The sequence below is a fragment of the Enterococcus casseliflavus genome (genome assembly GCF_029215545.1).
Taxonomy (GTDB): domain Bacteria; phylum Bacillota; class Bacilli; order Lactobacillales; family Enterococcaceae; genus Enterococcus_D; species Enterococcus_D casseliflavus.
In genome coordinates, this window is sequence record NZ_CP119393.1 from 931,439 (window position 1) to 945,417 (window position 13,979).

General features: G+C 42.2%; 12 protein-coding genes. All 12 read left to right on the forward strand.

Annotated features, from left to right (window positions below):
- Positions 1-17: 17 nt before the first annotated feature.
- Positions 18-980, forward strand: coding sequence for a phospho-N-acetylmuramoyl-pentapeptide-transferase (gene mraY, locus P0G38_RS04450; protein WP_010749769.1), 963 nt, complete (start codon positions 18-20; stop codon positions 978-980).
- 12 nt (positions 981-992) lie between these two features.
- A complete protein-coding gene (gene murD / locus P0G38_RS04455; protein WP_128431585.1) occupies positions 993-2,351 on the forward strand; it encodes a UDP-N-acetylmuramoyl-L-alanine--D-glutamate ligase in 1,359 nt (452 codons plus the stop codon).
- 15 nt (positions 2,352-2,366) lie between these two features.
- Positions 2,367-3,461 carry an undecaprenyldiphospho-muramoylpentapeptide beta-N-acetylglucosaminyltransferase gene (gene murG / locus P0G38_RS04460; protein WP_010749767.1) on the forward strand — a complete coding sequence of 365 codons (1,095 nt, stop codon included), beginning with the start codon at positions 2,367-2,369 and terminating at the stop codon, positions 3,459-3,461.
- Between the two features lie 86 nt (positions 3,462-3,547).
- Positions 3,548-4,531, forward strand: a complete 984-nt coding sequence (locus P0G38_RS04465; protein ID WP_081116377.1) for a cell division protein FtsQ/DivIB — start codon at positions 3,548-3,550, stop codon at positions 4,529-4,531.
- Positions 4,532-4,684: 153 nt separating this feature from the next.
- The gene (gene ftsA, locus P0G38_RS04470) at positions 4,685-6,007 is read left to right on the forward strand and encodes a cell division protein FtsA (protein ID WP_005228814.1); all 1,323 of its coding nucleotides are present in this window, start codon (positions 4,685-4,687) and stop codon (positions 6,005-6,007) included.
- A gap of 31 nt (positions 6,008-6,038) precedes the next feature.
- A complete protein-coding gene (ftsZ, locus tag P0G38_RS04475) occupies positions 6,039-7,283 on the forward strand; it encodes a cell division protein FtsZ (RefSeq protein ID WP_005228816.1) in 1,245 nt (414 codons plus the stop codon).
- 12 nt (positions 7,284-7,295) lie between these two features.
- Complete coding sequence (locus P0G38_RS04480) at positions 7,296-7,967, forward strand: YggS family pyridoxal phosphate-dependent enzyme (RefSeq protein WP_074536072.1); 672 nt, start codon at positions 7,296-7,298, stop codon at positions 7,965-7,967.
- A gap of 16 nt (positions 7,968-7,983) precedes the next feature.
- Positions 7,984-8,637, forward strand: a complete 654-nt coding sequence (locus P0G38_RS04485; protein ID WP_275854113.1) for a cell division protein SepF — start codon at positions 7,984-7,986, stop codon at positions 8,635-8,637.
- Between the two features lie 26 nt (positions 8,638-8,663).
- Complete coding sequence (locus tag P0G38_RS04490; RefSeq protein WP_005228822.1) at positions 8,664-8,927, forward strand: YggT family protein; 264 nt, start codon at positions 8,664-8,666, stop codon at positions 8,925-8,927.
- An 18-nt stretch (positions 8,928-8,945) separates the two neighbouring features.
- Entirely contained in the window at positions 8,946-9,728 is a 783-nt protein-coding gene (locus P0G38_RS04495) for a YlmH family RNA-binding protein (RefSeq protein WP_010749763.1), read from the forward strand.
- A gap of 20 nt (positions 9,729-9,748) precedes the next feature.
- A complete protein-coding gene (locus P0G38_RS04500) occupies positions 9,749-10,504 on the forward strand; it encodes a DivIVA domain-containing protein (protein ID WP_005228824.1) in 756 nt (251 codons plus the stop codon).
- 497 nt (positions 10,505-11,001) lie between these two features.
- A complete protein-coding gene (gene ileS, locus P0G38_RS04505) occupies positions 11,002-13,797 on the forward strand; it encodes an isoleucine--tRNA ligase (RefSeq protein ID WP_275854114.1) in 2,796 nt (931 codons plus the stop codon).
- The last annotated feature ends 182 nt before the right edge of the window (positions 13,798-13,979 follow it).

Consider the following 13,979-nt stretch of genomic DNA (forward strand, 5'->3'; position numbering starts at 1 on the left):
TAATAGGAGAGAACGATATGGAATGGACAGAGATGATATTACCTTTGGCAAGCGGCTTTGCGATCGTAACAGCCGCGATGCCTTTGTTTATCGGCTATTTTCAAATGAAGAAATACGGACAGGAAATACGTGGTGACGGCCCTAAATGGCATAATGTAAAGGCTGGTACACCAACGATGGGTGGGTTTGTATTTTTGATTTCTGCAATGATCACTGCAATTTGGGTAGGGGCATGGCAAAATCAACTGACTGCTTCATTGTTCATTCTTTTGTTCATTACCTTGGTTTATGGTGCATTAGGATTTCTTGACGATTTCATCAAGATTTTCCGCAAAAGAAATATGGGCTTAAACTCGCTGCAAAAATTGATTGGACAGATTTTAGGCGGACTCGTCTTTTACTTTGTTTTTCGAGCGGAAGGCAATGCAGACGTGCTAAATTTCTTTGGGATCGATGTGCCACTGTCGATCTTTTACGGAGTGTTCGTCATCTTTTGGCTGGTCGGTTTTTCAAATGCAGTCAACTTGACCGACGGTATCGATGGTCTGGTCGCAGGACTGGGCACGATTTCTTTTTCAACTTACGCACTGATTGCTTGGCGGCAAGATCAAATCGATGTGTTGATCGTTTGTCTAGCAATCATTGGCGGATTGATCGGCTTCTTTCCGTACAATCGCAAACCGGCTAAAATTTTTATGGGGGATGTCGGCTCACTGGCTTTAGGCGGTCTGCTGGCAGCAATTTCGATTCTTTTACACCAAGAATGGACCCTCTTGCTTGTCGGACTGGTCTATGTTTGTGAAACAGCAAGCGTGATGCTGCAAGTTGCCTCATTCAAATTAACGGGCAAACGAATCTTCAAGATGTCACCCATCCACCATCATTTTGAAATGAGCGGATGGTCTGAGTGGAAGATCGACACTGTATTTTGGTGTATTGCGTTAGGTTGCTCGTTGCTCACAATAGCCCTTGTATGGTAGGAGATGAAGAAAATGAAAAAAATTAAAACATATCAAAATAAAAAAGTTCTTGTGCTAGGATTAGCGCGTAGTGGATTCAGTGCGGCCAAATTGTTACATGATTTGGGCGCACTTGTGACCGTTAATGACGGCAAGCCATTTGCTGAAAATCCCGAAGCACAAGATCTTTTGGCGTTAGGGGTCAAAGTGATCACTGGCAGCCACCCAATCGAATTATTGGATGAAGGCTTTTCGTTAGTTGTGAAAAATCCAGGAATCCCTTATTCACAGCCCCTTGTTCAAAAAGCTTTAGAGAAAAAAATTCCTGTAATCACGGAAGTGGAGCTAGCGTATCAAATCTCTGAGGCTCCGATTATCGGCATTACTGGTACGAACGGAAAAACCACCACAACGACCATGATCGCCAATGTCTTAAACGCAGGGATGCAAAAAGGGCAGGCACTGCTTTCTGGGAACATTGGGTTTCCTGCAAGTTCCGTTGCTCAAACGGCCAAAGCGGAAGACCGATTAGTCATGGAATTGTCTAGCTTCCAATTGATGGGGATCGATACTTTGCGACCAAAAATCGCCGTGATCACCAATATTTATGAAGCCCATATCGATTACCATGGCAGTCGTCCAGAGTATGTCCTAGCAAAGTGGCGGTTGCAACAGCGAATGACTGCAGATGATTATTTGGTGATCAACTGGAACCAGCCAGAACTAGAAGCACTGTCGGCAAAATCAAAAGCGCAAATCATTCCTTTTTCCACCAAGGAAAAAGTAGCAGGCGCGTACATGCTTGACGGTATCCTCTATTATAAAGAAGAAGTGATTATGGCAGCTGATGAACTTGGCGTGCCAGGAGATCATAATATTGAAAATGCATTAGCAGCGATTGCTGTCGGTAAACTTTGCGATATGCCAAACGAAGCCATTAAGCAAGCGTTACAAACCTTTACAGGCGTGCCCCATCGGACTCAGTATGTCACCACCATCAATCAGGTGAAATTTTTCAATGACTCCAAAGCAACAAACATTCTAGCCACAGAAATGGCATTAGGCGGCTTTGACAATGAGAAACTGATTTTATTGGCAGGTGGTCTGGATCGGGGGAACAGCTTTGATGACTTAGTTCCCGCACTAAAAGGGCTAAAAGCCATCGTGTTGTTTGGTGAAACAAAGGAAAAATTAGCCGCTGCTGCTCAAGCAGCAGGGGTAAAAACAATTGAAATGACAGACAATGTTGAAACAGCCGTCCCATTAGCCTTTTCTTTAAGTGCTGCTGGAGATACGATTTTATTGTCACCTGCGAATGCAAGTTGGGATCAATACCCTAATTTTGAAGTTCGCGGCGACAAATTTATGGCGGCAGTAGCAGAACTTAAATAGAAATGAGTGACGGATATGAAAATACTTGTGACTGGCGGCGGTACTGGCGGACATATTTATCCAGCGTTGTCTTTTGTCGATTATGTAAAAGAGATTGACCCGACAGCCGAATTTTTATACATTGGTGCAACAAGGGGCTTGGAAAATAAAATCGTCCCTCCAACAGGTATTCCTTTTAAAACATTAGAAATCCAAGGCTTTAAGCGTAAGTTGTCCTTCGATAATGTAAAAACGATCCAACTTTTCATGAAAAGTTATTACGCAGCCAAAAAAATCATCAAGGAGTTTCAACCGGATGTGGTGATCGGCACCGGCGGCTACGTTTCTGGCGCGGTGGTCTTTGCTGCAGCGAAGTTGAAAATTCCTACAATTATTCATGAACAAAATAGTGTTCCCGGGATCACGAATAAATTTCTAACCAAATATGTGGACAAAATCGCCATTGCCTTTCACGATGCGTCCCAGTACTTTCCAGCGAAGAAAACGGTGCTGGTGGGGAATCCCAGAGGTCAAGAAGTACGCAACAGTCAAAAGTCAGCGATCTTGTCTTCCTACGATTTAAATCCGGCGAAAAAGACGGTCTTGGTTTTTGGTGGGAGTCAAGGAGCACTGAAAATCAATCAAGCGATCATTGATGCGCTGCCGCTGTTTGCTCAAAAAGAGTATCAGCTTCTCTATGCGTCAGGTGAACGGTATTACAAAGAGATCGAAGAAAAAATCGGCATGTCAAAAGATGCCTTTCCTAATATCAGTATTCGCCCTTACATTGATCAGATGGCAGAAGTGATGGCAAATAGTGATTTGTTGATTGGACGAGCAGGAGCCACATCGATCGCAGAATTCACTGCATTAGGGATTCCAGCGATTTTGATTCCTAGTCCTTATGTGACCAATGACCACCAAACGAAGAACGCCCAAAGTTTAGCCAATGCAGGAGCAGTCAAAATGATTGCCGATCATGAACTAAACAGTCAAAACCTCGTGGAAGCAGTAGACAGTATCATGCAAGATGAAGCCCTTCGTAGTAAGATGGCAAAAGCCTCAAAAGAACAAGGGATCAGCGATGCCTCAGAACGATTATTTCGACTTGTGCAAGAGGTAATCAAATAGTACAATGTGTGGGATAGAAAGGAGCGATTATCATTAGTAAAGACAAAACACCTCATGATGATCAAACCCCCTCGTCAACGGAAGAGTTGACCCCTTGGCAAAAAGAAAATCTAAAGTATTTGCAAGAAAAAGGCAATCAGCCAGCTTGGTCTTCTCCTGCTCCTGAAGAAACAGAAGATACGTCCAAAGACCATGAAGACGAGCAAGAAGAAACATTTTTTGAAGCAGATGAAGCAATGGAAGAGTCTGTTGATGAGAAGGAAGCATTGCCAGAGCCAGAAAATAAGGCCCGCTCCTTTGCTGATCGGCTGCCTAACCTAAAGGCGTACCGCAACCAAGTGTTGATTCGCCGTTTAGCCTTGATTATTGGATTGTTGATGATTCCTTTATTGATTGTTTTGTATTTCGTTTCGCCCCTTAGTCGTTTGGCGAATGTGGTCGTCAAAGGCAATCATGAAGTATCCGCAGAAGCAATTCTCGAAAATTCGGACCTAACCGTCAATGAAGAGATGTGGCCGCAATTTTTCGAACGTAATCAAAGCGTGTCTGCCATCAAAAAAGAATTGCCACGTATAAAAAATGCCTCAATTTCTCTATCTGGTATCAATCGCTTCGATATCACTGTCACTGAATTTCAAGAAGTTGCTTTACTAGCCCAAGATGGTGGCTATGCGCCGGTTTTAGAAAATGGAGTTGTGTTAGATGAAATCAGTGAGCAGCCAGTGGAAGGATTGCCGGTTTTAGAAAATTTTTCGGCTGAAGATAAAATCAAAGCAACACTTAGTGCCTATCAAGAATTAAGTTCAGAAATTCGCGATGGCGTTTCTCAAATCAAATATACCCCCCGTGACAGCAATGATGAGCTGCTGACTCTCTTTATGAATGATGGCAATCAAGTGATCGTCAACATTTCGAATATGGTGAGTCAAATGCAGTATTATCCGCAAATTGCCAAAGATTTGACCGAGGACAGTATTGTGGATATGGAAGTTGGAATCTTTACTTACCCAATTTCAAATACACAAGAAGACGATGCAGACGAAAATCAAACAGCTGATAGTGATTCTTAGGAAAAATTCAAGAGTTTTTTTCATTAACTTGTTTCTAAAAAGCGCCATTATATGGTAGAATTGGTAACAGTGAACAAATTATTCGAATGAACTCTAAAAACGGACTGTGATGGTTCGCTATATATCCAATTTAAGTAGGAGGGAACCCCATCCATGGCAAAAACGGGAATGTATGTTGGCCTTGATATCGGTACGACATCTGTAAAAGTTGTAGTAGCCGAATACGTTGACAGCCAAATGAATATCATTGGTGTAGGTAATGCAAAATCAGAAGGAATCAACCGTGGGATCATTGTAGATATCGATAAAACGGTACAAGCCATTCAAAGAGCAGTAAGACAAGCAGAAGAAAAAGCAGGAATTCAAATTCGCAGTGTAAGTGTTGGTGTACCAGCCAATCTTCTTGAAGTGGAAAATTGTCAAGGAATGATCGCTGTCAATAGTGAATCAAAAGAGATCACCGACGAAGACGTGCGTAATGTTGCCTCCGCAGCACTCGTTCGTTCTACCCCTCCTGAAAGACAGATCATTGCTATTTTACCGCAGGAATTTACCGTTGATGGTTTTGAAGGAATCAAAGATCCTCGTGGCATGATCGGGGTTCGCCTAGAAATGTTTGGTGTTGTGTATACAGGACCAAAAACCATCATTCACAACATTCGCAAATGTGTTGAAAAATCTGGTTTGATTGTTAATGAAGTAGTCATTACGCCATTAGCACTAACAGAATCGATTTTATCAGACGGTGAAAAAGATTTTGGTACGATCGTCATCGACATTGGTGGCGGCCAAACAACCACAGCAGCGATGCACGACAAGCAATTGAAATTCACCCATGTGAACCAAGAGGGCGGCGAATTTGTCACAAAAGACATTTCGACGGTTTTAAATACCTCTTTCAACAATGCAGAAGCATTGAAGATCAATTATGGGGATGCGTATCCTGAACGCACTTCAGCCAGCGAAGAATTTCCGGTTGATGTGATCGGAAAATCAGAACCAGTGAAAATCGATGAACGCTATTTATCAGAAATCATTGAAGCCCGTATGGAACAAATCTTCACCAAATCAAAAGAAGTCCTAGACGAAATCGATGGACTTGATTTACCGGGTGGCGTGATCTTGACTGGTGGCGCTGCAAGTCTTCCTGGTGTCGTAGATCTTGCTCAAGAAGTATTCGAAACAAACGTCAAGCTTTACGTTCCTAATCATATGGGACTTAGAAATCCTGTTTTCACGAATGTGATCAGTATCGTTGACTATTCGGCAAACTTAAGCGAAGTGTACCAGCTTGCCAAAAGTGCGATCACTGGTGAAAAAACAGTGGCGCAACAGCCCGTTGCTATTCAACAACAAGAAGTGCATTACGAACAATATGAAGCGCCAGAAGAAACTTATGAAGAAGCAGAAGAAGAGAAAAAAGGTGAGTCGATCACAAACCGAGTAAAAGATTTCTTCTCAAATATCTTTGAATAATCTAAAACGATTCTCAGGAGGAAGATAAATTATGGAATTTTCAATTGATAATAACATCAATGACGGCGCTGTGATCAAAGTCATCGGAGTCGGTGGCGGTGGCGGCAACGCAGTTAATCGTATGATCGAAGAAAATGTCAAGGGCGTAGAATTTATTGCAGCCAACACTGACGTTCAAGCGTTAAAAAACTCAAAAGCAGAAACAGTCATTCAATTAGGCCCTAAATATACCCGCGGACTTGGTGCTGGCTCTCAACCAGAAGTTGGTCAAAAAGCAGCGGAAGAAAGTGAAGATTCTATTCGCGAATCATTAGAAGGCGCAGACATGATTTTCATTACCGCTGGTATGGGTGGCGGAACCGGAACAGGTGCTGCACCGATCGTAGCGAAAATCGCTAAAGAAATCGGCGCGTTGACAGTCGGTGTCGTTACTCGTCCGTTTACATTTGAAGGACCAAAACGTGGCCGTTTTGCGGCTGAAGGCATCGCTAAATTAAAAGAGAATGTCGATACCTTATTGATCATCTCAAACAACCGTTTATTAGAAGTTGTTGACAAGAAAACGCCAATGCTTGAAGCATTCCGTGAAGCAGACAATGTCTTGCGTCAAGGGGTTCAAGGGATCTCAGACTTGATCACTGCACCTGGCTATGTCAACTTAGACTTCGCTGATGTGAAAACAGTAATGGAAAATCAAGGCACAGCCTTGATGGGAATCGGTGTTGCTAGCGGGGAAGAACGTGTAATCGAAGCAACGAAAAAAGCGATCTCTTCACCATTACTAGAAACGTCGATCGATGGCGCAGAACAAGTGCTATTGAACATCACTGGCGGATTGGATATGACTTTATTTGAAGCACAAGATGCTTCTGATATCGTCGCTCATGCGGCAACAGGCGACGTAAACATTATCTTAGGTACATCAATCAATGAAGACTTAGGCGATGAGATCCGTGTGACTGTCATTGCAACCGGCATTGACCCTTCAAAAAAAGAACGGGGTTCTCGCTCTAGCAGACAAAGCCAAGGTCAAATTCATTCTATCCCTCAAAAACCAACATTAGATATGGATCAAGCACGCCCAGCGCAAGCAGAAGAAAGCAATGGCTTTGGTGATTGGGATATCCGCAAAGAACAAAATGTACGACCTAAAGTAGAAGAAAACACATTTGAAAATGTAGAAAAGAAAGAATTCGATACCTTCAGCCGTGATGAAGTACGTTCGAATGATGACGACGAATTAAGCACACCACCATTTTTCCGTCGTAAACGCTAGGGGGCAGAGCACATGATTTCTGAGAACTTGCACAAGATTCAGCAAGAGATACAGGATTCCTGTGCTCTTGTTTCTAGAAATGCCAATGATGTCTGTTTGACAGCTGTGACAAAATCCGTCGATACAGAAACAACAAGGGTCCTTTTAGAAAATGGTGTGCGGGATTGTGCAGAAAATCGAGTAGAAAAACTACTTGAAAAGAAGGCAGCACTAAAGGATTATCCAGATGTCCGTTGGCATTTTATTGGCAATTTGCAACGCAGAAAGGTAAAATCAATTATAAATGAGATTGATTTTTTCCATGCGTTAGATTCAATCAAACTGGCACAAGAAATTCAAAAACGAGCAGAGCATCCGATCAACTGCTTTGTGGAAGTGAATGTTTCGCAGGAAGCAACGAAACAAGGGATTTTTGTTGAAGAGGTAATGGCTTTTATTGAAGCACTTGCTTCGTTCGACAAAATTCGTGTTGTTGGATTGATGACGATGGCCCCGCTCACTGCTTCCAAAGACGAGCAGCATCAGATTTTTAAAGAATTAAAAAGGATTCAACAACAGATCGCTGACCTGCATCTTACACATGCCCCTTGCTTAGAAACGAGTATGGGAATGAGTAATGATTTTCCCATTGCGATTCAAGAAGGTGCAACATTTATTCGTGTAGGAACAGCATTATTTCAATAAAAAAGGAGGTTGACCGATGTCGCTCAAAGAGAAACTGACCAATTTTTTTGGATTGACTGACGAAGAAGATTACTACGAAGAAACATTTGCCACGGAAGAACCGGCACGCACAGCGTCTAAACAAGCTGTGAACCAAGGAGGAGCTTTTACAGCCCCCAGAGCAACCACGAATACGTATGCATCTGGCCAAGCGGCAACACGTACAACAAGTCAACCACAAAATCAAGCCTATCAATACAGACAGCAACCACAAGCAGCTGTCTATCAACAAGCCTCAGCTGCGGCTGAACGGGTAAGATCGGTGACGAAGACGGAAGAAAAAGTCGTTCCGATGGCACAACAAAGAAGCAATACGAGAGTCAAAGAAACAAAAGCAAAAGAAACACCCGCACAAGCAGCTGGTAAAATAACGATCGTAGAGCCACGCGTCTATTCCGAAGCGATGGGGATTGCCAAGCAGGTCATCAATGGGGATGCTGTACTTGTTAATTTTCATTTAATTGAAGAGTACCAAGCTCGTCGAATAGTTGATTTTTTAACAGGAACAGTGTACGCTGAAGATGGTGATATCAAGCGTGTTGGCGATGAAATTTTTCTTTGCACGCCTAAGGGTATGGAAATTGAAGGCACTGCCCAAACATTAGCAGATACCAATTTTTTTGATATCTAAAGTGAGGAGGAACGCCAATTTTATTTTTGAGATTCGTTAAATTACTAAGTGATGCTGTTTATCTGTATACCATTTTATTAGTGATCTATGCACTTTTGTCTTGGTTTCCAGGAGGGTATCAATCCGCTTTTGGCCGTTTCTTAGCAAAAGTGTGTGAACCGTATTTGAGTTTATTTGATCGATTGAAATTAAGTTTTGCTGGTATTGATTTTACGATTGCGTTTGCAATTATCGTCTTACAGCTAGCATCACAAGCATTGATATTGATCTTACAATCAATTTTATTTTAACGTAAGGGGTGGTTATCGGTGAACGCAAATGTCTATCAACATTTTCGAAACGATGAACGCCCTTTTATTGATTCCGCTCAAGGATGGATCGAACAAGTGCAAATGCAGTATGCGCCTTACTTAACTGATTTTTTAGATCCGAGACAAGCGTATATTTTAGAAAGCTTGATTCGTCAATCAACGGATTTAAGCTTCCGCTTTTTTGGTGGTTACGAAGCTGCTGAAAGACGACGTTGTTTGATTTATCCCGATTATTATGAGCCCACCACCGATGAGTTTGACATGACTTTGTTTACGATTCAATACCCGAAAAAATTTACGGTGTTGAGTCATGGAAAAGTTTTAGGCACGTTAATGGGGACTGGAGTCAAGAGGGAATACTTTGGAGACATTCTTTCCGATGGTGAAATATGGCAAGTATTCGTTGCCGCTGAAGTCAGTCATTTTATCCAACTCCAAGTGGATAAAATCGGAAACGTCTCGGTGCGCTTGGAAGAAACAAAATACACCGAGTTGATCGTTCCTAAAGATGGCTGGACCGAGGAAAGAGAAACGGTTAGTTCATTGCGTCTTGATACAGTGATCTCTGCCGTATACAACATCTCACGTCAGCGTTCGAAACAGTTGATCGAATCAGGAAAAGTAAAAGTAAACTGGACAGAAGCACTACGACCAGATTTTGTTCTGGATTTACTGGATATCGTTTCAGTAAGAGGATTTGGTCGGATTCAAATACAGGGGTTAGAAGGAACCACGAAAAAAGAAAAAGTTAGATTGTTATTAGGTGTATTACGTAAATAAATCAAAGAGGTGTATAGAATATGGCATTAACTCCATTAGACATTCAAAATAAAAACTTTTCAGTAAAAATGAGAGGATACAACCAAGACGAAGTCGATGACTTTTTGGATATGATCGTCCGCGATTATGAAGAAGCGGTTCAACGCAATCGCGAGTTAGAGAAATCATTGAAACACGCCGAAGAAAAACTAGAGTATTTCAATGAACTGAAAGACGCTTTGAACCAATCCATCATCGTGGCTCAAGATACCGCGGATAAAGTAAAAACAAGCGCAAGCAAAGAATCAGAAGTGATCGTTACGTCTGCCCAAAACCGTGCGGATGAAATGGTTGCTACTGCAGAAAAACATGCCCATGCCTTGATGACCTCAGCGGAAGAAAAAGCCAAAGAGATTTTGACGGATGCAACAGACAATGCCCGTCAATTGGCAACAGAAACAAATGACTTGAAGAAGAAAACCAGAGTCTTCCACAACAACTTATTGGTTATGTTACAAACCCAATTAGAACAAGTGAAGAGCCCAGAGTGGGAAGAGATTTTGGCGCCATTTTCAAGCTACGTGCAAGATTCCCATCAAGTAATCAGAGAAGTTTTATCAAAAGAACTTGACAGTGAAAATGGTTCTGGAGTAAACTCAGAAGCAGTGGACACATTTGATGTGGACGTTGTTGAATCAGATGAAAAAATCGTTGATGTAAGCGAAAGCCCTGAAGTGAAAACATTAGATGATGCGAGAAACTTATTAGACGAATTGAACAAAACAGATAACAACTAAGACACAGAACAGAAAAATTTCTTATATTTTTCAAGCGAGTTTGGGAGAGTGGAAGCCAAATAAAACCCTGTAAGAAATCAGATCATCTGTGAGTTGCGTTCTTTAAAGAGCCGATTATCCAAAGACTCAAGTAGAGAACGACGCCTGATCCCGTTACCGATCATCAAAGAATTGTCTAACGACAAGAAAAATTTGGGTGGTACCACGAACACGTTCGTCCCTTGCCAGGGACGGACGTGTTTTTTGCTGTGAATCACTATGATTGGCTTGCGAAGCAAGACAGAATAGATGATGAACAGTACTAGGCGACCATAGGGAGCGTAGTAACCAAACGAGGAATCACTAGGATTGATTTTTAAAATCAGTGAGACCTAAACACAAGGAAGTCATGGCAACCAATCCATTTTGATACGTTCAATAGAAGCAATTGATTGGTCGAGTCAATGGATTTAGAAATTATACGGAAACGTAGTGAGACGAAAAGGAGCGAAACAAGAATGAAAATGAAAGAAACACTGCATCTTGGAAAAACCGCTTTTCCAATGCGAGGCAACTTGCCGAACCGCGAAGTGGATTGGCAAAAAGAATGGGAAGAAAATCGATTGTATCAACGCCGTCAAGAATTAAATGAAGGCAAGCCAACCTTTGTCTTACACGATGGTCCTCCTTATGCAAATGGGAACATCCATATCGGACACTCATTGAACAAAATCAGTAAAGACATTATCGTACGTTCCAAATCAATGTCAGGTTTCCGTTCCCCTTATGTACCTGGTTGGGATACCCATGGTTTGCCGATCGAGCAAGTGTTGACAAATAAAGGAATCAAGCGCAAAGAAATGAGCTTGGCAGAATACCGCAAAAAATGTGAAGAATATGCTTTGACACAAGTGGATACACAAAGAGCTGACTTCAAACGTTTAGGGGTTTCTGGTGACTGGGAGCACCCATACATCACACTGACGCCCGATTATGAAGCTGCAGAAATTCGCGTTTTCGGAAAAATGGCAGAAAAAGGCTATATCTACAAAGGATTAAAACCAATCTACTGGTCACCATCTAGTGAATCATCACTAGCAGAAGCCGAGATCGAATACAAAGATGTGAAATCACCATCGATCTATGTTGCTTTCCCAGTCGCAGATGGCAAAGATTTGCTTGATTCAGATACATCTTTTGTTATCTGGACGACGACGCCATGGACCTTGCCAGCGAATCTAGGAATCTCTGTGAATCCAACCTTTGCCTATGTTCAAATCTTGGCTGATGGTCGTAAATTTGTCGTGGCAAAAGATTTATTAGAAACCGTGACGAATGAGATTGGTTGGGAATCTGTCGAAGTATTGCAAGAATTTGCAGGCGATCAATTAGAAAAAATGACGGCGCAACATCCTTTCTATGACCGTACGTCTCTGTTGATGTTAGGGGATCATGTGACATTGGATGCCGGTACTGGTTTGGTCCACACTGCACCAGGACACGGGGAAGATGACTACATCGTCAGCAAAAAATATGGACTGGATGTCTTATCACCAGTCGATAGCCGTGGGGTCTTCACAGAAGAAGCACCAGGATTTGAAGGGGTCTTTTATGACAAAGCCAATCCAATGATCACTGAGCTTTTAGAAGAAAAAGGGGCGCTATTAAAACTAAACTTCTTTACTCACAGCTATCCACATGATTGGCGGACGAAAAAACCAGTCATCTATCGGGCAACGCCACAATGGTTTGCTTCAATTGATAAGTTCCGTCAAAACATTTTGGATGAGATCGAAAAAGTAGATTGGATCATTCCATGGGGCAAAACCCGTTTATACAATATGATTCGCGATCGCGGCGACTGGGTGATCTCTCGTCAACGTGCGTGGGGTGTACCATTGCCAATCTTTTATGCAGAAAACGGCGAAGCCATCATCACACCTGAAACGATCGAGCATGTGGCAAACTTGTTTGCTGAACATGGTTCAACGATTTGGTTTGAAAAAGAAGCCGAAGAATTGCTGCCGACTGGCTTCACGCATCCAGGCTCACCAAACGGTAAATTCTCGAAAGAAACTGACATCATGGATGTTTGGTTTGATTCAGGTTCTTCTCACGAAGCCGTGTTACGTCAACGTCCAGAATTGACGTTCCCAGCTGACATGTACTTGGAAGGTTCTGATCAATATCGCGGGTGGTTCAACTCAAGTATCACAACTAGTGTGGCGATCAATGAAGTCGCACCATACAAAGCCGTCTTGTCTCAAGGCTTCACCTTAGATGGCGAAGGCCGTAAGATGAGTAAATCTCTTGGTAATACCATTGCACCAGAAAAAGTGATCAACCAAATGGGTGCGGATATTTTGCGCCTTTGGGTCAGCAGTGTTGACTACGAAGCGGATGTCCGAGTGTCTATGGATATCTTGAATCAAGTATCAGAAGTCTATCGGAAAATTCGCAATACCATGCGTTTCCTATTAGCGAACACGAGTGATTTTGATCCAGCAAAAGACAGCGTACCATTTGAAAACTTGCGTTCTGTCGATAAATACATGATGGTTCGTTTGAATCAAACGATCAAAACGATCCGAGAAGATGGTTATGAAAAATACAACTTCTTGCATATTTACCGAACAGTCATTAACTTCTTGACAGTCGATATGTCATCCTTCTATTTGGATTTTGCGAAAGATGTTGTTTATATCGAAGCTGAAAATGATTTCCAACGTCGCGCCATGCAAACCGTCTTCTATCAAACAGCGGTTGCGTTGACGAAATTACTGACGCCGATCATTCCGCATACGGCAGAAGAAATCTGGTCACATTTGAAAGAAGAAGAGGAATATGTCCAATTAGCGGAGTTCCCTGGCTATGATACATTTGCTAACCAAGAAGAGCTGCTTGATTTATGGCGTGCTTTCCTTGATTTCCGTGACAATGTCTTAAAAGCATTGGAAGAAGCACGTAATGCAAAATTGATCGGGAAATCGTTTGAAGCGAAAGTCACTGTTTATCCAACTGAGCCAGTTGCGGCATTACTAAAAGCTATCGATTCAGATATCGCTCAGTTGCTGATCATTTCACCGGACTTCTTAACGATCAAAGAAGCAGGTGAAGCAGCACCAGAAGCGGCCTATCAATTCGAAGACGTGGCGATCTTAGTGGAAAAAGCCGAAGGTGAAGTCTGCGAACGTTGTCGTCAAGTCCGTGTGGATGTCGGTGTAGAAGAGCAGCTACCAACACTTTGCGGCCATTGCGCAGCTATTGTCAAAGAAAACTATCCTGAAGCGGTTGCAGAAGGCTTTGAAAAATAAAAAAACGGAAAAAGATGATCCTATTGCGGGTCATCTTTTTTTTTTGAAATCAATCAAGCTTGTTCCTTGAAAATGGGACATAAGCAGCTGTTTGTGACATCCAAATGAGAAAATCCGCGTTAATTGATAACGATTCTCATTTGTTTGCAATAATTTTACGACCGTTTATTGTATAATAAAAA

Bases quoted from the DNA above. Each gene is read 5' to 3' on its own strand.
- ileS (WP_275854114.1), top strand. From the start codon at position 11,002: ATGAAAATGAAAGAAACACTGCATCTTGGAAAAACCGCTTTTCCAATG.
- murG (WP_010749767.1), top strand. From the start codon at position 2,367: ATGAAAATACTTGTGACTGGCGGCGGTACTGGCGGACATATTTATCCA.
- ftsZ (WP_005228816.1), top strand. From the start codon at position 6,039: ATGGAATTTTCAATTGATAATAACATCAATGACGGCGCTGTGATCAAA.
- murD (WP_128431585.1), top strand. From the start codon at position 993: ATGAAAAAAATTAAAACATATCAAAATAAAAAAGTTCTTGTGCTAGGA.
- mraY (WP_010749769.1), top strand. From the start codon at position 18: ATGGAATGGACAGAGATGATATTACCTTTGGCAAGCGGCTTTGCGATC.
- P0G38_RS04485 (WP_275854113.1), top strand. From the start codon at position 7,984: ATGTCGCTCAAAGAGAAACTGACCAATTTTTTTGGATTGACTGACGAA.
- P0G38_RS04500 (WP_005228824.1), top strand. From the start codon at position 9,749: ATGGCATTAACTCCATTAGACATTCAAAATAAAAACTTTTCAGTAAAA.
- P0G38_RS04480 (WP_074536072.1), top strand. From the start codon at position 7,296: ATGATTTCTGAGAACTTGCACAAGATTCAGCAAGAGATACAGGATTCC.
- ftsA (WP_005228814.1), top strand. From the start codon at position 4,685: ATGGCAAAAACGGGAATGTATGTTGGCCTTGATATCGGTACGACATCT.